Genomic DNA, 20463 nt, shown 5'->3' on the forward strand with positions numbered 1-20463 from the left:
TGGCGCGGCGCTTCAGTCAACCGGGACCAGCAGCGCCACCGGGTAGTGCTCCAGCAGCGTAGCCAGCGGGACAGGACCGGCGTCGAAAGTGGTTCCCGTCAGTTCGTCGCGGCTCTTGGCTGGAAGGTCCACAGCGGTGTCCCGCCAGCCGCCATTGCGCTCCAGGGCTTTGGGAAGCCTGGTGGCAACGGTCACTGCGCCCGGGGCGTCCGCGCCACGGCTGAACGCCACCACGTGGGCGGCCGCTGCGCCGGTGGCAGCCACCGGCTGGTACCCGCCGAACAGCTCCGGACGATCCCGCCGCAGCCGCAAGGCCCTGGACACCACCAGGAGTTTGGCGGCCTCGTTCGTCCTGGCCGGGCGTGCGCCGCCATCGAGTTCCGCGAGCGCATCAATCCGTGCCTGGAAGTCCACAGGCCGCCTGTTGTCAGGGTCCGTCAGGGAACCATCCCGGAATTCCGTGCCCTGGTAGACGTCGGGCACGCCGGGCATGGTCAGCTGCACCAGCTTGGCGGACAAGGAGTTGGACGTACCGTACGGCTCAAGTTCCGCGACGAAGTTCTCCAACGCGGCCCCGACCTCCGGAACATCGAAAACGGAGTCGACGGCGGCAGCCAGGTGCCGCTCGAACTCCAGGTTGGGGTCGGTCCAGTTGGTGGAGTTGCCGGCCTCGCGGGCAGCCTTGAGGGCGTAAGCCTGAAGACGGCTGCGGTCCGCCGGCCAGGCACCGGCGATCGCCTGCCAGATCAAGGCGGACAACGGACCGTCAGGAATCGGCGCCAGGTCCTGGACCGTGCCGAGGAAGAGTTCCCACTCGGGGACCGACTCGGAGATCACGGAAATCCTGGCCCTGGCGTCCTCGCTGCGCTTGGTGTCGTGGGTACTGAGCGTGGTCATGGAGAGCGGCAATTCCGCCTGGCGACGGGCCATCCTCTGGTGGAATTCCCCGGGAGAAACGGCGAACTCCGTGGGATCGGCACCCACCTCCGTGAGCGTACCGAGCCGGGTGTAGCGGAAGAACGCCGTGTCCTCCACGCCTTTGGCCATGACCATGCCCGAGGTCTGCTGGAACCGCCGGGCAAGCTCGCCGGTGGTGTCCAGCAGCAGCGGACGAAGTCCCTCCAGGACTCCGGCCAGCTCCGGCCGGTGCTTGGCCGCGTGCTCGATCGATTCTTCCAGGATTTCCTGGCCGTACGGCAGGTAGGTCCGGTAGACGGGGAACCAGCAGATGATCTCGGCGAGGGCATCGGCTACGTCCAAGCGCGGCAGCGCACTGGTTTCCTGCACCAGGCGGGACAGGCGCAGGATTTCCGAGCGGAGGATGCCGTCGGCGATGCGCCGCTTGGTGCCGTGGATCATGACCTGGTAGTTGGCAGGCTCGGCTTCGTCCCGGAGCCGAGCGTCGAGGTCGTCGAGGAACTCTTCAGCGGCGGGGTCGACGAAGAGCCGATCCACATCTGCCAGGGCGTCGTATCCGGTGGTGCCTTCGCACTGGAAGGTTTCCGGCAGCTTCTCCCCGGGTTCCAGGATCTTCTCCACCAGTAAGTACGCGCCACCTGTGGCCTCCTTCAGCCGGGCCAGGTAGCCCTCGGGATCGGCCAGGCCGTCCGGGTGGTCGATCCTCAGTCCATCCACCAGTTCCTCACGGAACCAGCGGATGATCTCCTGGTGCGCTTCGTCGAAGACCCACGGTACTTCCACCCGCACCCCGGCCAGGGTGTTGACGGCAAAGAACCGGCGGTAGTTCAGTTCCGCGTCGGCCCGGCGCCATCCGACCAGCTCATAGTGCTGCCGGTCGTGGACGTCCTGCGGTGAGTCCCCTTCGGTCCAGGTGCCGTCGGCCAAAGGGAAGCGGTGGTCGTAGAAGTGCAATTCGCCGTCGACGATCCTGAGCTGGTCAAGGTCATCGTCTCCGCCCAACACAGGGATGCGGATCCGGCCGCCGCCGAAGTCCCAGTCGACGTCGAACGCTTCCGCGTACTTGGACGACCGCCCTTCCTTCAGTAACTGCCACCACCAGGCGTTCTGACCAGGTGATGCTACTCCCATGTGGTTGGGGACGATGTCCGCGAGGACTCCCAGCCCTTCCTTCCGCGCTGCCTTGGACAGGGCTTCCAGGCCTTCCGGCCCACCGCGGGACGGGTCCACCGTGGAAGGATCGGTGACGTCGTAGCCGTGATCGGACCCTTCCTCGGCGGTCAGGATGGGTGAGACGTAGACCCAGTCGACACCCAGGTCCTTGAGGTAGCCCGTCAGTTCCGCTGCGTCCTGCAAGGTGAAGCTAGGACGGATCTGCAGCCTGTATGTGGAGACTGGAGTCCTCATGAGTCCGCCTTCTTCTGGTCTGCCTCAGAGTCGGCTTCCGCCTCCGCGCCGGCAGCGTCCGCGCCACCCGGTTCCTCCCCGGCAGTATCCCCGGTTCCGGCGCCTTCGTCGTCTTTGTACCCCAACGCAATCGACGTGACTACAGGCGCCGTCATGGAGGCGGTTTCCGGAGTGCTGGTCTGGGTCAGCGCCGCCAGCGAAGCGGCCACGGAGTGATCCGGTTCCACCTCGGGAGTGCTGTGTGCCCGGAGCACCACCAGGGACTTGCCCGCCACCATGAGGATCTGGTCGGCCTTGACGATGTCGGCCTCCGCACCTTCTCCCCCGGTGTCGATCATGACGTCCCAGGCTGCGGCGTATTCGTCCGAGGGGATCCGGAATCCGACTTCGTCGACGTCGGCGTTAAAGTAGAGCAGGAAGTTCACGTCGGTGATCCGGCGCCCCTGATGGTCCAGCCCACGGATGCCGTCACCGTTGAGGAATACACCTACCGAACGGCCCAGGGCGGTGTCCCAGTCCCCGGGTGTCATGGTGCTTGCGTCCTTGTCCAGCCACACGATGTCCGGAAGCCGCTCACCCTCACCACGGACAGCGGGGCGGCCATCGAAGAACCGGCTGCGGCGAAGCGTGGGATGCTTGGCGCGCAGGGCGCTGACGGCGGCCGTGAACTCGATCAACGGCTGGTCCACGGAGTCCCAGTTGATCCACGTAAGTTCGGAGTCCTGGCAGTAGCCGTTGTTGTTGCCCTGCTGGGTCCGTCCGAGTTCGTCCCCGTGGAGCAGCATGGGCACGCCCTGGGACAGGAAAAGGGACGCGATGAAGTTCCTTTGCTGCCGCGCCCTCAGGCCGAGCACCGTGGGATCGTCCGTGGGCCCTTCAACACCGCAGTTCCAGGAGCGGTTGTGGGATTCGCCGTCGTTGTTGTCCTCACCGTTGGCCTCGTTGTGCTTCTCGTTGTAGGACACCAGGTCCATGAGAGTGAAGCCGTCGTGCGCCGTGACGAAGTTGATGGACGCGAAAGGACGGCGGCCTGAGTGCTCGTAGAGGTCGGCCGATCCTGTCAGGCGGGAGGCGAACTCACCCAGCGTTGACGGTTCGCCGCGCCAGAAGTCACGGACGGTGTCGCGGTATTTGCCGTTCCATTCGGTCCACTGCGGCGGGAAGTTGCCCACCTGGTAGCCGCCGGGGCCGACGTCCCACGGCTCGGCGATGAGCTTGACCTGGGACACCACCGGGTCCTGCTGGATGAGTTCGAAGAAAGTTGAGAGCTTGTCGACGTCGTAGAACTCACGGGCCAGCGTGGAAGCGAGGTCGAACCGGAATCCGTCCACGTGCATTTCCGTCACCCAGTACCGCAGCGAGTCCATAAGCAGCTGCAGGGAGTGCGGGCTGCGGACATTCAGCGAGTTGCCGGTGCCGGTGTAGTCCATGTAGTACTTCTGGTCGTCCTCCACCAGTCGGTAGTAGGCCGAGTTATCGATGCCTTTGAAGGACAGCGTGGGACCGAGGTGGTTGCCTTCAGCGGTGTGGTTGTACACCACGTCCAGGATGACCTCGATACCGGCGTTGTGCAGCGAACGGACCATGGCCTTGAAGTCCTGGACCTGCTGACCGGTATCGCCCTTTGAGCTGTAGCTGTTGTGCGGGGCGAAGAACCCGATGGTGTTGTAACCCCAGTAGTTGCTCAGGCCCTTGTCCTGCAGGATGCCGTCGTTGACGAACTGGTGCACCGGCATGAGTTCAATGGCGGTGACGCCGAGCTTCTGGAGGTGGGAGATCACGGCCGGATGCGCCACGCCCGCATAGGTACCGCGCTGCTCTTCCGGCACTTCCGGGTGCAGCATGGTAAGGCCCTTGACGTGGGCCTCGTAAATCACGGACTTGTGGTACGGGATGCGGAGGAGCTTGTCCCCGTCCCAGTCGAAGAACGGGTTGATGACCACGCCCAGCATCATGTGGGGTGCGGAATCTTCATCATTGCGGGAGTCCGGGTCTCCCAGGTTGTACGAGAAAAGGGACGGATCCCAGTCGATCTGCCGGTGCACTGCCTTGGCGTAAGGGTCAAGCAGCAGCTTGTTGGGGTTGAACCGCTGGCCTGCGTCAGGGTCGTAGGGCCCGTGAACGCGGTAGCCATACTTCTGCCCGGGCTGCACCTGCGGCAGGTAGCAGTGCCAGACGTACCCATCCACTTCCTTGACATCCACGCGGACTTCGCTGCCATCGTCGTCGAAGAGACACAGTTCCACCCGTTCAGCCCTTTCACTGAACAGGGCAAAGTTGGTGCCGGTGCCATCGAATGTGGCGCCAAGCGGATAAGCCGATCCAGGCCAGACTTCCATGCGTTCTCCTCTTAGGTGATGCGAACAACTGCTGCAAGCCTACTCATGACCCCCGACACGGACAGTAACCTTACGGTTTTCCGTGGTCGCATTCCGCGATCAGCGAACCAATGACGCGGGGTACCGCAGCCATGATCGCCGAAGCTGTAAGGGGTCCTCCAACAAAATCCTCCGACGCCGCCCGGCCCGCCCGGCCATGGATCCCCGCCGCTGCCGCAGCAACAGCAGCCCAGCGGTCTTCGGGCTTCAGGCCCAAGGCGGCGTAAGCTCCGTCGTCGTCCATCAGGGCGTCCGTGGACTGCGCCAGCAAGGCGCCCAGGACCCCGGCCAGCACGTCGCCACTTCCGGCGGTGGCCATCCAGGGGGTGCCGTCGGACTGGCTGAAGGCAACGCCCGACGGCGATGCCACCAGTGTGGTGGCGCCCTTCAGTAACACGGTGGCCCCCGTTTGTTGGGCGGCCTGCCGTACAAAGTGGAGCGGCCGCGACTCGACGTCCTCCCGTGTCACGGCAACCTCTCCCGTGGAGGGGAGCGAGGCAAGCAAAACGGCCAGTTCGCCCGCATGGGGAGTCAGGATCCACTGCGGCGGGCACCGTTGCGGAAGGAGCTTCAGCGCACCGGCATCGACGACGACCGGCAGCCCGGCGTCCAAGGCAGCCTGGGCAGCGGTCCGGGCGTGGTCCTCCTGCCCGGGGCCGTCAACGCCCGGGCCCAGGAGCCAGGCCTGGACCCTGCCGGAGGTCCCCTCTTCCCAAAGGGCCTCGGGAGTCCTGGCCAGGACCTGCCGTGCGGCCGCCTCAGGCCCTACATAGCGGACCATGCCGGCTCCGGCCACGGCTGCGGCATGGACGCTCAACACAGCGGCACCGGCAAATCGTGGTGACCCGGCGACGACACCGAGCACTCCCCGGGAATACTTGTGTGACCGGCGTTGCGGATGCGGCAGGAGGGCACCCGCATCCGGCGCTGTGAGCCGGCGCAGCTCCGGCGCCTGGGATGCCAAAGCGTCCTCGATGCCGATCTCCACCAGCACGGTCCGCCCGGCGCTTCCCTCACCGGGGTCTGTCAGGAGGCCCGCTTTGATCCCGCCGAAGGTCACGGTGAGGTCCGCCTGCAGCACCGGCCAATGGACTTCGCCTGTACTGGAATCCAATCCGCTGGGAACATCACAGGCCACAACGCACCGGGGCCGCAGTTCCTGCAGGGCCGCCACGAGCTCAGCGGACGCACCGCGGAGGCCACCCCGGGCCCCCGTTCCCAGCAGGGCATCGATGACAACGTCATCCCCGGCGCTTGCGACGGCAAGTTCCTCGGCATTGCCACCCTGCAGGTGCAACACCCGGCCACCCGCGGCCAAAAAAGCAGCCAGACCGTCCGGGTGCGCCTCCGGTGAGGCGAGCACCGCCGTCGTACGCATCCCGCGGCGGGCCAACATGGCGGCGGCGAAGAGGCCGTCCCCGCCGTTGTTCCCCTTGCCCACCAGGACCGTGAGGGCGGCCCCGGCCAGCTTTCGGCGCCTGCCCACTTCCCGGACCACAGCCTGGGCCAACCCGTAGGCAGCCCGCTGCATGAGAACAGCGCCCCCACCGGCGTCCAGGAACGGTTTTTCCGCATCCCTGATCTGTTGTCCGGTGAAGGCGCTGATCATTATTCTGTTGTGTCCGTTCTATCCCTCGGCGAGGACAGTCGCCGTGGCGATGCCGCCGTCGTGGCTCATGGACAGGTGCCACCGCTTGACGCCCTTGGCCTCGGCGACAGCAAGCACTGTTCCCTTGACCTGGATGGTGGGGCCGTTCTGGTCGAGTCCGATCCAGCAGTCCTGCCAGTTCATGCCCGCGGGGGCTCCCAGGACTTTGGCGACGGCTTCCTTGGCAGCAAAACGGGCGGCCAGGGACCGTGTGTTGAGTTCCCGTTCAGCAGGAACAAACAGACGGTCCCGCAAGCCGGGGGTCCGTTCCAGTTGCCGACCGAACCGCTCGATGTCTACGACGTCTACGCCAATGCCAACAATCATGGGGTTATTCTACGGTCACGCTCTTGGCCAGGTTACGCGGCTGGTCCACGTCGTAACCCTTGGCCCCGGCCAGTTCAGCGGCAAAGATCTGCAGCGGAACCGTGGTGAGGAGCGGCATGAGCAGGGTGGGCGTCTCGGGAACGTAGAACACGTGCTCGGCGTAGGCCTTGACGGACTCGTCACCTTCCTCGGCGATCACCAGGGTACGGGCACCACGGGCGCGGACTTCCTGGATGTTGCTGACCACCTTGGAATGCAGGGAGTCACGGCCGCGCGGGGACGGAACCACTACGAAGACCGGCTGGCCTTCGTCGATCAGGGCGATCGGGCCGTGCTTGAGCTCGCCGGCAGCGAAGCCTTCAGCGTGGATGTACGCGATTTCCTTGAGCTTCAGGGCACCTTCCAGCGCTACGGGGTAGCCCACGTGGCGGCCAAGGAACAGCACGGATTTCTCGTCCTTCATGCTGCGGGCGAGTTCGCGCAGCGGGCCGGACTCGTCCAGGATGGTCTGGATCTTGGCCGGGATCTTGTTCAGGTCCGCGAGGACATCCTTGATCTGGCCGGAGAAGATGTTGCCGCGCAACTGTGCCAGGTAGAGGCCCAGGAGGTAGGCAGCGGTGATCTGCGCAAGGAAGGCCTTGGTGGAGGCAACGGCAATTTCCGGACCCGCATGCGTGTAGAGGACGGCGTCCGATTCGCGCGGGATGGTGGAGCCGTTGGTGTTGCAGATGGAAATCGTCTTGGCGCCCTGTTCGCGGGCGTAGCGGACAGCCATCAGGGTATCCATGGTCTCGCCGGACTGGCTGATGGAAACAACCAGCGTCTTGGCGTCCACGATCGGGTCGCGGTAACGGAACTCGTGGGCGAGCTCCACCTCGGTGGGGATGCGGCACCAGTTCTCAATGGCGTACTTGGCAACGAGGCCGGCGTAAGCGGCGGTGCCACAGGCCAGGACGATGATCTTGTCCACCTGCTTGAGCAGCTCCGGATCGATGCGGAGCTCGTCCAGGGTGAGCTTGCCGTTCAGGTCCGAGCGGCCCAGGAGGGTCTGCGCGACCGCGTCGGGCTGGTCGTGGATTTCCTTCTCCATGAAGGAGTTGAAGCCGCCCTTTTCGGCGGAAGCCGGATCCCAGTCGACGTGGTATTCCTTGCCCTCGGCGGGGGCGCCGAAGAAGTCGGTGATTTCCACGGAGTCGGCGGTGATGGTGACGATCTGGTCCTGGCCCAGTTCGACGGCGCGGCGCGTGTAGTCGATGAAGCCGGAGACGTCGGAGCCGAGGAAGTTTTCGCCCTCGCCCAAACCAACAACCAGCGGGGAGTTGCGGCGGGCAGCAACCACGACATCCGGCTGGTCGGCGTGGACAGCCAGGAGGGTGAAGGCACCTTCCAGGCGCTGGCAGGCCAGGCGCATCGCCTGGGTGAGGTTGCCGGCGTCGCCGTTGAGCTGGTTGCGGAAGATGTCACCCAGCAGGGCGGCAGCAACTTCGGTGTCCGTCTCGGACTCGAAGGTGACGCCCTTGGCGATGAGCTCCTGCTTGAGCTCTGCGAAGTTTTCGATGATGCCGTTGTGGATCAGCGCCAAGCGGCCACCATCGGACAGGTGCGGGTGGGCGTTGCGGTCGGTGGGACCGCCGTGGGTGGCCCAACGAGTGTGGCCGATGCCGGTCAGGGATTCCGGGACCGGGTTTGCTTCGAGTTCGCTGACCAGGTTGCTCAGCTTGCCGGACTTCTTCCGGGAGGAGATGGTCCCGTCAGCCACCACTGCGACGCCCGCGGAGTCGTAGCCGCGGTACTCAAGACGACGCAACCCCTCCACAACGACGTCAAGGGCGCTGTGGCCAGCTCCCTGACGAGACGAATTGCCTACATAGCCTACGATTCCACACATGGGCACAATCCTAGCGGCTGGTGCAAACAACTGATGTGGGACGTCCTCCCTCACCGCCGCAAGCATGAGGCGTGCATCACCCACAATTCATCTGCCGGTCGTCGCGCATTTCCTGTTACGCCGCGCTAAGGGCAGAATCGAGAGCGTGACTTTGCAACGCACCGAAGCAAACGGCGACGGCGCTTCCCCCTTTGTTGAGTTGGACCGGCAGACCTGGTCCAGGCTCGCAGCCCAGATGGAGCAGCCCCTCAATGAGGAGGACATTTTCCGTCTCCGCGGCCTCGGTGACCCCCTTGACATGAAGGAAGTCCGGGAGGTCTATCTCCCGCTTTCCCGCCTCCTGCACCTTTATGTGGAGGCCTCACACCAGCTTCACGCCGCCACCACCACCTTCCTGGGCGAACAGACCCAGCGCACACCGTTCGTCATCGGCGTTGCCGGCTCGGTGGCCGTGGGCAAGTCCACCATCGCCCGCGTGCTGCGCGAGATGCTGCGCCGTTGGCCGGGCACGCCGAATGTGGAACTCATCACCACCGATGGCTTCCTTTATCCGCTGGCCGAACTGAAGCGCCGCCATCTGCTGGAACGCAAGGGTTTTCCCGAGTCCTATGACCGCCGCGCCCTGTTGCGTTTTGTGTCCGAAGTCAAAGGCGGCGCCGAGGAAGTCCGTGCCCCCTGGTACTCGCACGTGACCTATGACATCGTCCCCGGCAAGGAAGTGGTGGTCCGCCGTCCCGATGTCCTCATTGTCGAAGGCCTCAACGTGCTGGCGCCCGCGCGTCCCCGCATTGACGGCAAGCAGGGCCTCGCATTGAGCGACTTCTTCGACTTCTCCATCTATGTGGACGCCAAGACCTCCTACATCGAGGAATGGTACGTCGACAGGTTCCGGAAGCTCCGCTCCACGGCGTTCGCGCAGCCGGAGTCCTACTTCCACCGGTACGCCACCCTGTCCGACGACGATGCCGAATCTACGGCGCGTGGCATCTGGAAGCGCATCAATGAGCCCAACCTGGAGGAGAACGTCCTGCCCACCCGCGGCCGGGCGCAACTGGTGCTCACCAAGGACGCCGACCACTCCATCCGCCGCATGCTTCTCAGGAAGGTCTGACACCGTGCAGTCCCGTCCCCTGCCTTCACGGCGGGCCTTTGCCGGCTTCCTCACCGCCGGGGCCGGCCTGGCCGTCCTCACAGCCTGCACTCCGGAAAGCTCCACCGCCTCTGCGGAGGTGTCCACGGCCACCCCGTCTCCCAGCGCCGCGATGGCGTCCGAGCCTGCCGCGGTGACCCCCGCGGCCGCCGCATCCAGCACCCCGGCCAGCCCGCCGCCGTCGAGCGCTGCCGCGACAGGTTTCTCCCTCACCGATCCCGTCAGCCCGTGGGTGGTGGTCAACAAGCACCGCCCCCTCAATCCCCCGAACTACGTGCCGGCGGACCTGGTCCAGCCCGCAGTACGGCTCGCCGTCAGCGGCGAGGCCAGCATGGTGAACAGTACGACGGCGTCTGCCGCAGAAAAGATGTTTGGCGCTGCCGCAGCGGAGGGCGTCGTCATGACCCTGGCCTCCGGCTACCGTTCCTACACAACGCAGATCGCCACGTACAACGGCCATGTGGCGGGCAGCGGCCAGGCCGCCGCGGACCGCGCTTCGGCCCGCCCGGGCTTCTCCGAACACCAGACCGGCTGGGCGTTCGACATTGCCGACGGCGGCGGCGCCTGCAGCTTCCAACCGTGCTTCGCGGACCAGCCTGCGGCGATTTGGGCCAAGGCCAACGCTCACAAGTACGGCTTTGTTGTCCGGTATCCCTGGATGTTCCATGACACCACGGGCTATTTCTACGAGTCCTGGCACCTGCGGTACATCGGCGTCGATGCCGCGACCGACATGGCCACCCGGGGCATTTCCACGCTGGAACAGTACTTCGGGCTGGAAGCCGCACCGGACTACCTGTGAGCTGCGTTTAAAAGGCACACGGCCCGTTTCCCTGGTACGTAGGGAAACGGGCCGTGTGGTTGTCCTAGACGGAGAGCTGGCTGTTGGCGCCGAGTCGCTCCTTGACCACGGCAGCGAGACCCTTGCAGATCCGCTCAGCGGTCTCCATGTCTGCCGCTTCCACCATGACGCGGACCAGGGCTTCGGTGCCGGACGGGCGGAGCAGCACACGGCCGGTCTCGCCAAGTTCTTCCTCGGCTGCGGCCACAGCCGCCGCCACGCCTTCGTCCGTGGCAGCACGGGCCTTGTCCACGCCCTTGACGTTGATCATGAGCTGCGGCAGCTTATGCATGGCCGTGGCCAGTTCCTGGAGGCTGCGGCCGGTGAGCGCCACCTGGGATGCCAACTGCAGGCCGGTGAGGACGCCGTCGCCCGTGGTGGCGTAGTCGGAGAAGATCACGTGGCCGGACTGCTCCCCGCCAAGGTTGTACCCGCCGTCGCGCATTTCCTCCAACACGTAGCGGTCACCCACCGCGGTTTCGCGGATGGTGATGCCGGCCTCGCGCAGGGCGATCTTCAGGCCGAGGTTGCTCATGACCGTGGCCACCAGGATGTTGTCCTTGAGTTTGCCGGCCTTGTTGAGGGCCAGCGCCAGGATCGCCATGATCTGGTCGCCGTCTACCTCGTTGCCTTCATGGTCCACGGCCAGGCAGCGGTCGGCGTCGCCGTCGTGGGCGATCCCGAGGTCCGCGCCGTGCTTGACCACGGCTTCCTTCAGCGGTCCCAAATGGGTGGAGCCAACGCCTTCGTTGATGTTGAGGCCGTCCGGCTCCGCGCCGATCACCACGACATCGGCGCCGGCGTCCTTGAACACCTGCGGTGAACAACCACTTGCAGCGCCATGGGCGCAGTCCAGGACAACCTTGAGGCCGTCGAGCCGCTTGGGGAGCGTCTGGAGCAGGTGCACGATGTAGCGGTCTTCGGCGTCGGAGAAGCGCTGGATGCGTCCAACGTCACCGCCCACCGGCCGCTGCGGTTCCTTGCCAAGCTGCGCTTCGATGGCGTCTTCGACGTCGTCGGGAAGCTTTTGGCCGCCACGGGCAAAGAACTTGATCCCGTTATCCGGGGCGGGGTTGTGGGAGGCCGACAGCATGACGCCGAAATCGGCGTCGAGGTCCGCCACCAGGTAAGCGGCAGCAGGGGTTGGCAGCACGCCGGCGTCGTAGACGTCGACGCCGGAGCTGGACAGCCCCGCCTCAACGGCAGCGGCGAGGAACTCCCCACTGGCGCGGGGGTCCCTGGCGACGACGGCGCGTGGCCGCTTGCCATCGGTTGTGCGGTCATGGCCAAGTACGACGGCGGCGGCCTGGGCGAGCTGCATAGCCAGCTCCGCGGTGAGCAATCCGTTCGCGAGACCGCGCACGCCATCTGTTCCAAATAATCTAGACATCGGCTCAAGTTTAGACGACGGCGGCGCAGCGCCCGGCCACGGCGCGTCCGGGAGCGTCACAAGCGTCGCTTAAACGGCGGAAGCCCGCCCCACCATATGGCGGGACGGGCTTCCGGTGAAGCGGATTAACGCTTGGAGTACTGCTGGGCCTTGCGTGCCTTCTTGAGACCGGCCTTCTTACGCTCGATGACGCGGGCGTCACGGGTGAGGAAGCCAGCCTTCTTGAGGGTGGGGCGGTTGTTCTCGACGTCGATCTCGTTCAGGGAACGAGCGATGCCGAGACGCAGTGCGCCAGCCTGGCCGGAGGGGCCACCACCGTGGATGCGGGCGATGACGTCGTATGCACCTTCGAGGTCAAGAACGCGGAACGGCTCGTTGACATCCTGCTGGTGCAGCTTGTTCGGGAAGTAGTTGGCCAGCTCGCGGCCGTTGATGGTCCACTTGCCGGAACCCGGAACAACGCGAACGCGTGCAACGGCTTCCTTGCGGCGGCCAACAGCTGCACCGGCAACGGTCAGTGCCGGGCGCTCCTTCTTGGGCGCGTCCTCGGCTGGAGCGCTTTCAGAGGTGTAGCTGGTGAGGTTTTCCTCAGCCTCGACGGCTTCGGCGGTCAGTTCTTCGTTCTGAGCCACGATTCTCCTTGAATAAAAAGTTGTTTGGTGGCCAGGACTACTGGGCGACCTGGGTGATTTCGAAAGTCTTCGGCTGCTGTGCAGCGTGCGGGTGCTCCGGGCCTGCGTAGACCTTGAGCTTGCCCAGCTGCTGTGCGGCCAGGGAGTTCTTGGGGAGCATGCCCTTGATGGCCTTCTCAACAGCGCGAACCGGGTTCTTTTCCAGCAGTTCTGCGTAGTTGACGGAGGTCAGACCGCCCGGGTAGCCGGAGTGGCGGTATGCGCGCTTCTGCTCCAGCTTGGCACCGGTAAGGGCGACCTTTTCAGCGTTGATGATGATGACGAAGTCGCCCATGTCCATGTGGGACGCATAGGTCGGCTTGTGCTTTCCGCGCAGCAGTGTTGCGGTCTGGCTGGCAAGACGACCAAGGACAACATCGGTGGCGTCAATGACGTGCCACTGGCGGTTGATATCGCCGGGCTTCGGGGTGTACGTACGCACGGTTTTGCCTCGTTCTTGTTCTGGCGTTCATGTTTTAGGCGTCACGCATCAGCGCGCACCTACTATGTATGCGTTACCGGAGCAGAGGTGAGGGCTCTTTAGACCAGTCATCCCGGAACCTCGAAATGCTTCTTGAGTTACTGACCCTGCAACTGGATCCCCAATGGGCATGTGTGATCGAGATAGGACACGCACAACGACTATAAACAATACCGTCAGGCGGCACCCCGGGTCAAAATGGGGTATCCGCCCCCCCGGGGACGTTCGCCGCGTGATGGAGACAAGATGACCGACGGGCCCGCCCTCCTGCTCCTCGCCACCCTCGCCGGACTCGCCCTGAGTCCCGTTGCCGAGTGGCTCATTGCACTGTGGCTGCCGCGGCTCGGCGGACTTCCCTCACTGAAGGTACGGATCACGACGGCGGCCGTCACCTCACTGCTGTTCGCTTTACTGACGTGGCGTTTTGGATTTTCCGCCGAACTGCCGGCATTTCTTTTACTGGCAGTCCTGGGCGTGCAGCTTTCCCGCATTGATTTCAGCCTGCATTTGCTGCCCAATCCCCTGGTGCTGCTCCTTTTAGGAGGCGGTTTGCTGCTGCTTGCGGGATCCGCGGCACTCGCTCCGGGTTGGCCGGACCTTCTGCGCGCCCTCGCGGGGAGCGCAATCCTGTTCGCCGGCTACCTGATTCTGGGACTTATTTCGCCGGGGAGCCTTGGAATGGGCGATGTGAAGCTCGCAGCACCCATTGGACTGTACTTGGGGTACTTGGGTTGGCAGCAAGTACTCTACGGCGGACTACTGGGATTCGTGGTGGGCGGGGTGCTCACGGTGCTGATGTTACGCCTTGGCCGCAAGGAAAAAGCGGTGGAAACCGCCCACGGACCGGCCATGTTCCTGGCCACCCTGGGCGTCATTTTGGTACTCCAGTAGACAGTTGGCAGGTACCCGGACCGGACTCCTTTTGGGCCCTTTTCCGTAAGGCTACTGTCAAAACCAAGTAGTCCGACGGCTTCATTCCCGCGAAAACTGAGTACTCCCCTGCCCGCTTCCGGGTGGCCGGGTAATGCCCGTTTCGGCAATTCGAGTACGGCTACGCATTGTTCAGCTGCAGGCCCAGGGTGAATTCTTGATTTATCGAAATCCGAACCGCTAAGACAACACGGGGGTAGTTCGGAGGACGTAGCAAATTCATATAATTTGCGGACCTATATCTGAACAAACCAACTCACCAAAATTCATTCTGGGAAGGATTTTCCAATGTCTGCTCTCATGTTCACCATTACCTCGTACATCGCCGGCGTCAAGGACCGTTTCACCAAGGAAGAGAAGGGCGCGACGATGGTGGAATACGGCCTGATGGTCTCCCTGATCGCCATTGTCGTCATCGCCGGTTTGATCATCCTTGGCCCGGCAATCCGCGACCTCTTCATCGGCGTCGCCGGCAACCTGTAAAGCGCACGGACGGTTGGCTGCGATGGCGACTCCCGTCGCCGCCGCGGCCAACCTTTTCTTTAAGGGCACATTGCTGCTCGTCATTCTGGGTCTGGGAGACGGTCATGAAACCGAAAAGCAACGAGCGCGGCGCAGTAGCCGTGGAAATGGCAATTCTTTTACCTGTTCTACTGCTGATTCTGGTTGGAATTGTTGAGTTTGGACGCGCGCTCAACGTCCAGGTGTCACTGACACAGGCAGCCCGGGAAGGCGCCCGTCACGCCGCGGTCCACTATCAGGATGGCACTTTGGATGTCACTGGCACCGCGCTTGGTTCCGCGCCATCTCTCGACGGTCTCGGCGTGTCCGTCAGCGACAACGCATCCAGTTGCGCTCCCGGGTCAAACGTCACGGTAACAACCAGCGTCTCTCTGCCATCGATGTCAGGGTTCCTGGACGCTGGCTTCTTTGGCGCTCCGGGAATTTTTCCACTCAACATGACAGGCGTAGGAGTAATGCGATGCGGTGGCTGAAAAGGGTGGCGGCTCCAAATCCAGAGACGTCGGACCAGGACTCCAAGGAGCGTGGCGCAGCCACCGTGCTCGTCGCTGCCATGATGGTTGCTTTGCTGGGATTCGCAGCCTTGGCCGTCGATGTCGGTGCTCTTTACGCAGAAAAGGCTCAGCTCCAGAACGGAGCTGACGCCGCAGCCTTGGCGATCGCTACGGACTGCGCCGGCGGAAGTTGCGGCGACAGCACCGCTACCGGAAACCAGTTCGCCAACAACAACTCCAACGACAACACCAGCGGGGCGACGGTCAGCTTCCCGGCCGCAACGACGGTTCGCGTCGTCACCAACGCGCGGGACTCGGCAGGGGAAAACAGCTTCTCGCTATTCTTTGCACGCGTTCTGGGGTTCGAGACCACGCAGGTGGACGCTGAGGCTGAAGCATCCTGGGGTGCTCCTTCGTCCGCGACCACCTTACCTTGGACGGTGAGCGAGTGTGTCTTCAAGAAGTATCTTTCTCCAACCCAGCTCGCGTCGCTGAACTCCACTGGCACCTTTACGGGTGACCCCACGCCTACACACCTGTTGCTCCGTTACGACGAAAATGCACCAACCGTCCCAGGGTGTGCCGCGCAGAACGGTTACCAGCCTGGAGGCTTCGGTTGGCTGGTGACGGACACAGGATGTTCCACGGATATCTCGCTGGACTCTACAGTCAACGGCCAAACGGGCAATCACTACCCAAACAACGCCGCCTGCAATTCGGTTCTCACCAGCCTCCTGGATGAACCGAAACTCATCCCCCTTTTCAGCACAGCTACCGGCAATGGAAGCAACGCGAAATACACCTTGATCGGCTTCGCAGCATTCCAGGTAACCGGCTACAAGTTCAGCGGCTCTGGGGCCGTTGTCGATCCCCTTGCTCCCAGTTGCAACGGAAATTGCCGTGGGCTCCAGGGGTACTTCACCCGTTTCGTGTCCCTCGAAGAGGGCATGCAGGCAACCACAGGCGTTCCGAATTACGGCGCCTCGGTCGTCTCGCTCACCGAGTAGCCGCTGGAAGGGCTACTCCTCTACACAAAAAAACTCGAAGGAGTCGAAAGTGAAAGCACGCCTACTGGGAGGCATTGCAGCACTGCTGTTGGCAGTCATCGGTACCGTCTTGCTGGTTACCTATGTTCAGGGAGCCGACAAGCGGGCGCAGCAAGGGCTGGAACCCGTCAGTGTTCTCGTTATCAAGGAAAAGGTCCCCGCCGGCACCAAGGTCGAGGATCTCGGAAACAAGGTCAAATCTGAAACCCTGCCGCAGTCGGCAGTCGCGCAAGGGACAGTCAGCGCCCTCAGCGATCAAAAAGGGAAGGTGACGAGCGTCGATCTGCAACCGGGTGAGCAATTGCTCGGCGTAAAGCTGGTCAACCCCAACGAGCTCGTCCCTGGGACCGTCCCCGTCCCCGAAGGGCTACAGGAAACGACCTTCGTCCTCGCACCGGAGCGCATCCTGGGTGGCCGCATTGAAGCCGGTGACACCGTCACGGTCTATGCGTCGTTCAAGCTGGATGAGGCTGTACCTGCCGGTTCCGGCCTGCCCGCCCAGCTGACCGGGTGGAAGGACTTCACCGAACTGCTTTACCACGACGTGGTCGTCACTGCTGTTCAGCAGGCTGCTCCGGAGGCTGAGAAATCTGCCGGCACAGACAAGGGCGTTGCGCTTCCGAACGGCTCTGCCTACGTGACTGTTGCTGTCAGTGACGCAAACGCCGCCAAGATGGTCTTTGGTGCCGAATTCGGCTCACTCTGGCTGTCCAAGCAGACAGACAAGACGGTTAAGAGCGATCCCCCGACAACTACCTTCGGAGGGCTGGTCCAATGAGCCGCTTCGTAGCTATCACCGCCGTCCGCGATTTTGAAGGGCGGGTGCGTCAAGCCATCTCCGGCGCAATGCATGGCGACCTTCAAACGCTGTCCCCTGACGTACTCCAGGGTGGAACCGACGATGTCTTCAAACAGCTGACAGGGGCCCCGCCTGAGGTCATGATCCTTGGTCCAGGCGTGAACCCAACTGATGCCCTCAAACTCGCCACTGTGTTCGATCTCCAGTACCCGGAGATCAGTCTGCTACTGGTGTCTGTCCCCGAACCTGACCTTGTCCTGCGGGCGATGCATGCCGGAGTCCGCGATATTGTTTCTCCGGAAATCGAGGTTCACGAGCTACGTGTGCTGCTTGAACGGGCCTGTCTGGCTGCTGCCAGCCGCCGGCGCGGCATGCAACCCGCGGCTGAGCCCGGCCAGGATCGCGGCAGGGTCATCGCAGTCATGTCGCCCAAGGGAGGCGTGGGTAAGACTACCGTGGCCACCAACCTTGCCGTTGGTCTTGGTGCTGTGGCCCCGATGGGAGTAGTCATCGTCGATCTGGACCTTCAGTTTGGAGATGTAGCGTCTGGTCTTTTGCTCGAGCCTGAACACTCCATCACCGAGGCCGTGCATGGCCCTGCCGCGCAGGACTCGATGGTGCTCAAGGCCTTCCTTACCGTCCATCCAACCGGGATCTATGCGCTCTGTGCACCCCGCAAGCCGTCCGAATCGGATTACATCACCGCCGAACATGTCTCACGGCTGCTCAACCAGCTGGCTACTGAGTTCAAATACGTGGTGGTTGATACCGCTCCTGGCCTCGGTGAACACTGTCTGGCCACGTTGGAATTGGCAACAGACGGTGTCTGGGTATGTGGGATGGACGTTCCAAGCATCCGTGGACTGCGGAAGTCCTTCAGCGTGCTCAAAGAGCTGCAGCTTCTACCGCAGGGACGCCATACCGTCCTCAATTTCGCCGACAGGAAGAGCGGCATTTCCGTCCAGGATGTCGAGGCTACTATCGGTGTTCCGATTGACACCGTGATCCCTCGGTCCAGAAATCTTCCCTTCTCAACGAACCGCGGGGTGCCCGTCCTTCAAGGAACCACAAGGGACGCCGCCTTCAAGGGCCTGAAGAAGCTCGTGGAGCGGTTCGATCCCCGATTGGCGGCAACCCCTCAGAACAAGCTGCACCGAAGGGTAGTGGTGTCATGAAACTCTCAGAGAGACTGACCAAGAACAATCCATTGACCGCAGTGGAGGTCGCTTCGGGGTCGCCTGAGCCGGGTAACGCGAGCATGGAAGCAGCCTCCGCTTTGCCGCTCTCGACCCCGGCGGCACCGATGCTCGGCGGGCAACTCTCGGCACCGGCCGTTGATGCCCTGGCAGGCCTGAAGCAGCGGGCTGCGTCGGCGCTGTTTGAACGAATGGGCACACGAAGCAGCGACGCATCAGCATCCGAAGAGGAGCTCAGGTCCTTTGCTGTTGATGAACTTTCGGCGTTCATCGACGATGAGCAGGTGCCCCTGTCACCCGAGGAACGTCGACGGCTGATACGGGAAATCTCGGACGAGGTAATGGGCTATGGCCCACTCCAACGATTGCTGGAGGATCCTTCTGTCACGGAAGTCATGGTCAACCGCTTCGATCAGATCTACGTTGAACGCCACGGACACTTGGCCTTGACCGATCTACAGTTCAGTTCCGACGAACACCTGCGCAAAGTCATCGAGAGAATCGTCTCCAAAGTCGGCCGTCGAATCGATGAGTCTTCTCCGCTGGTGGATGCCCGGCTGGAGGATGGCTCGCGCGTCAACGCGATCATCCCTCCGCTGGCTGTGAACGGTCCGTCGCTCACCATCAGGAAGTTCAGCCATGTTCCGCTCACAGTGCGCAATCTCATCGAGTGGGGTTCCATGAGTCACGAAATGGCGGAGTTGCTCAGTGCCTGTGTGCTCGCACGGCTGAACATCATAGTGTCCGGAGGTACGGGCACCGGTAAGACCACACTCCTCAATGTTCTCTCCTCCTTCATCCCGGAGTCGGACAGGATTGTGACCATCGAGGATGCCGTTGAACTCCAATTGCAACAACAGCACGTTGTGCGACTGGAGAGCCGACCGCCAAACATCGAAGGCAAAGGCGCTGTCACCATTCGCGATCTGGTTCGCAACTCGCTGCGCATGCGGCCCGACCGGATCATTGTCGGCGAAGTCCGTGGCGGGGAGTCGTTGGACATGCTCCAAGCCATGAACACCGGTCACGATGGCTCGCTGTCCACTGTCCATGCCAACTCGCCCCGGGATGCCATAGCGCGTCTGGAGACGCTGGTCTTGATGGCTGGGATGGACCTGCCCCTGCGTGCCATCAGAGAGCAAGTGTCTTCTGCCGTGGATCTCATCGTGCAGGTGACGAGGCTTCGTGACGGCACGCGGCGGGTGACACACGTTACTGAGGTCCAGGGCATGGAAGGAGATGTCGTAACGCTTCAGGACTCCTTCTTATTCGACTATTCGGCCGGACTTGATGCTCAAGGGCGTTTCCTTGGGCGTGCTCTTCCAACCGGTATACGCCCACGGTTTCTCGACAGGTTTTCTGAGTTGGGCATCCACGTGTCTCCGTCTGTCTTTGGCGTAGGTCCCGTCCCGGTCGGGAGGCGATGAGAATGGACTCGCCAATCCTTTTTGTCTCGTCGATTGCTTTGTGCTTTGCGGCCCTGCTTGTGGTGTTCATCTTTGTACTGAAACCCCGCAATGGACGGATACCCCTGGAACGGCGGCGTGAAGGTGTCGTTCCGGACAGTTCTACCGTTGGCCGGGTTTCCCAATCAGCTGTTCAGTTCGTCGACACAGCAATGGGACGGTCCGGCGGGCCCTTCAACAGGGAGGTTCTGTACATGGCGGGCGTCAAGCAGGCCCCTGCCGATTTCACTGTCATGGTCGCTTTAGCTACGGTCATCGTCGGGGTCTTGGCTTCCCTGCTGCTGAACCTGTTGGTGGGAATCCTGCTTGCCATCGCAACGCCCTTCATTGCCAAGTTGGTCCTGGCCCTCAAGACCGGGAAACGACGCAGCGTCTTTGATTCCCAAATGACCGACACCATCCAGATGTTGATCGGTGGCCTTCGAGTCGGGCACAGCATCATGCGCTCCCTTGAAGCTGCGGCCCAAGAGGCCCAGGCCCCCACATCCGAGGAACTCAGCAGGATCGTCAACGAAGTGCGGATCGGAAAAGATCCCCGCCAAGCCCTTGAGGACTGTGCCGATCGCATGGACAGTGACGACTTCCGCTGGATTGGGCAAGCCATCCAGATCAACAGGGAAGTGGGCGGTGACTTGGCAGAAGTTCTCGACCAAGTCAGTGGCACGATTCGTGAACGAAGTGAAATCAAGGCGCATGTCAAAGCGCTCAGCGCTGAAGGCAAAATCTCTGCCTACATCCTCATGGCCCTGCCGGTCGGCGTTGGCCTGATCCTGACGGTTATGAATCCAAAGTACATGTCCATCTTCGTCACGAATATTTGGGGCATCGGGATGCTCGTCGTCAGCGCCATCTTGTTCGTCATTGGCGGCTTCTGGATGAGCCGCACTGTGAAGATCAAATTCTAGGAGTAC

At 62.9% G+C, this 20463-nt stretch carries 18 protein-coding genes; 10 read left to right on the forward strand and 8 right to left on the reverse strand.

Features of this window, described 5'->3' with window-relative positions:
* Nucleotides 1–12: 12 nt before the first annotated feature.
* From treY to glmS, 5 genes are all read right to left on the reverse strand, one after another.
* Nucleotides 13–2325 carry a malto-oligosyltrehalose synthase gene (gene treY, locus ACPFL9_RS14755; protein WP_426003589.1) on the reverse strand — a complete coding sequence of 771 codons (2313 nt, stop codon included), beginning with the start codon at nt 2323–2325 and terminating at the stop codon, nt 13–15.
* Nucleotides 2322–4664, reverse strand: a complete 2343-nt coding sequence (glgX, locus tag ACPFL9_RS14760) for a glycogen debranching protein GlgX (protein ID WP_426003590.1) — start codon at nt 4662–4664, stop codon at nt 2322–2324. Before glgX ends, treY begins: the two co-directional genes overlap by 4 nt.
* Before the next feature lie 70 nt (nt 4665–4734).
* Nucleotides 4735–6312 (reverse strand): NAD(P)H-hydrate dehydratase, encoded by a 1578-nt coding sequence (locus ACPFL9_RS14765; protein WP_426003591.1) that lies wholly within the window; start codon nt 6310–6312, stop codon nt 4735–4737.
* Nucleotides 6313–6330: 18 nt separating this feature from the next.
* Entirely contained in the window at nt 6331–6678 is a 348-nt protein-coding gene (locus ACPFL9_RS14770; RefSeq protein ID WP_018776647.1) for a holo-ACP synthase, read from the reverse strand.
* Nucleotides 6679–6682: 4 nt separating this feature from the next.
* Nucleotides 6683–8566 carry a glutamine--fructose-6-phosphate transaminase (isomerizing) gene (glmS, locus tag ACPFL9_RS14775; RefSeq protein WP_426003594.1) on the reverse strand — a complete coding sequence of 628 codons (1884 nt, stop codon included), beginning with the start codon at nt 8564–8566 and terminating at the stop codon, nt 6683–6685.
* 145 nt (nt 8567–8711) lie between these two features.
* Between glmS and coaA the strand changes: the two genes are divergently transcribed.
* A complete protein-coding gene (gene coaA, locus ACPFL9_RS14780) occupies nt 8712–9677 on the forward strand; it encodes a type I pantothenate kinase (RefSeq protein WP_426003595.1) in 966 nt (321 codons plus the stop codon).
* A 4-nt stretch (nt 9678–9681) separates the two neighbouring features.
* Nucleotides 9682–10518 (forward strand): M15 family metallopeptidase, encoded by an 837-nt coding sequence (locus ACPFL9_RS14785; protein ID WP_426003596.1) that lies wholly within the window; start codon nt 9682–9684, stop codon nt 10516–10518.
* 64 nt (nt 10519–10582) lie between these two features.
* Here the strand turns inward: ACPFL9_RS14785 and glmM are convergent, their stop codons facing one another.
* From glmM to rplM, 3 genes are all read right to left on the reverse strand, one after another.
* Nucleotides 10583–11947: a phosphoglucosamine mutase gene (gene glmM, locus ACPFL9_RS14790; RefSeq protein ID WP_426003597.1), complete on the reverse strand. Its 1365-nt coding sequence runs from the start codon at nt 11945–11947 to the stop codon at nt 10583–10585.
* Between the two features lie 125 nt (nt 11948–12072).
* Nucleotides 12073–12579 carry a 30S ribosomal protein S9 gene (rpsI, locus tag ACPFL9_RS14795; RefSeq protein WP_021472449.1) on the reverse strand — a complete coding sequence of 169 codons (507 nt, stop codon included), beginning with the start codon at nt 12577–12579 and terminating at the stop codon, nt 12073–12075.
* Nucleotides 12580–12616: 37 nt separating this feature from the next.
* Nucleotides 12617–13060, reverse strand: a complete 444-nt coding sequence (gene rplM / locus ACPFL9_RS14800; RefSeq protein WP_426003598.1) for a 50S ribosomal protein L13 — start codon at nt 13058–13060, stop codon at nt 12617–12619.
* Nucleotides 13061–13345: 285 nt separating this feature from the next.
* On the opposite strand from rplM, the gene ACPFL9_RS14805 reads away from it, so the two are divergent.
* From ACPFL9_RS14805 to ACPFL9_RS14840, 8 genes are all read left to right on the forward strand, one after another.
* The gene (locus tag ACPFL9_RS14805; protein ID WP_426003599.1) at nt 13346–13990 is read left to right on the forward strand and encodes a prepilin peptidase; all 645 of its coding nucleotides are present in this window, start codon (nt 13346–13348) and stop codon (nt 13988–13990) included.
* A gap of 327 nt (nt 13991–14317) precedes the next feature.
* Nucleotides 14318–14512, forward strand: a complete 195-nt coding sequence (locus ACPFL9_RS14810; RefSeq protein WP_426003601.1) for a Flp family type IVb pilin — start codon at nt 14318–14320, stop codon at nt 14510–14512.
* Between the two features lie 104 nt (nt 14513–14616).
* Nucleotides 14617–15024 (forward strand): TadE/TadG family type IV pilus assembly protein, encoded by a 408-nt coding sequence (locus ACPFL9_RS14815; protein ID WP_426003602.1) that lies wholly within the window; start codon nt 14617–14619, stop codon nt 15022–15024.
* Nucleotides 15012–16052 carry a pilus assembly protein TadG-related protein gene (locus ACPFL9_RS14820; protein WP_426003604.1) on the forward strand — a complete coding sequence of 347 codons (1041 nt, stop codon included), beginning with the start codon at nt 15012–15014 and terminating at the stop codon, nt 16050–16052. The genes ACPFL9_RS14815 and ACPFL9_RS14820 overlap by 13 nt, the downstream gene beginning before the upstream one ends.
* 49 nt (nt 16053–16101) lie before the next feature.
* Nucleotides 16102–16869, forward strand: coding sequence for a Flp pilus assembly protein CpaB (gene cpaB, locus ACPFL9_RS14825; RefSeq protein ID WP_426003605.1), 768 nt, complete (start codon nt 16102–16104; stop codon nt 16867–16869).
* The gene (locus ACPFL9_RS14830; protein WP_426003607.1) at nt 16866–18065 is read left to right on the forward strand and encodes an AAA family ATPase; all 1200 of its coding nucleotides are present in this window, start codon (nt 16866–16868) and stop codon (nt 18063–18065) included. Before cpaB ends, ACPFL9_RS14830 begins: the two co-directional genes overlap by 4 nt.
* Before the next feature lie 128 nt (nt 18066–18193).
* Nucleotides 18194–19513, forward strand: coding sequence for a CpaF family protein (locus tag ACPFL9_RS14835; RefSeq protein WP_426007589.1), 1320 nt, complete (start codon nt 18194–18196; stop codon nt 19511–19513).
* A gap of 2 nt (nt 19514–19515) precedes the next feature.
* Nucleotides 19516–20457: a type II secretion system F family protein gene (locus ACPFL9_RS14840; RefSeq protein WP_426003609.1), complete on the forward strand. Its 942-nt coding sequence runs from the start codon at nt 19516–19518 to the stop codon at nt 20455–20457.
* The last annotated feature ends 6 nt before the right edge of the window (nt 20458–20463 follow it).

Origin of the sequence: Paenarthrobacter sp. NyZ202 (assembly GCF_049860755.1) — a bacterium.
Classification (GTDB): Bacteria; Actinomycetota; Actinomycetes; order Actinomycetales; family Micrococcaceae; genus Arthrobacter.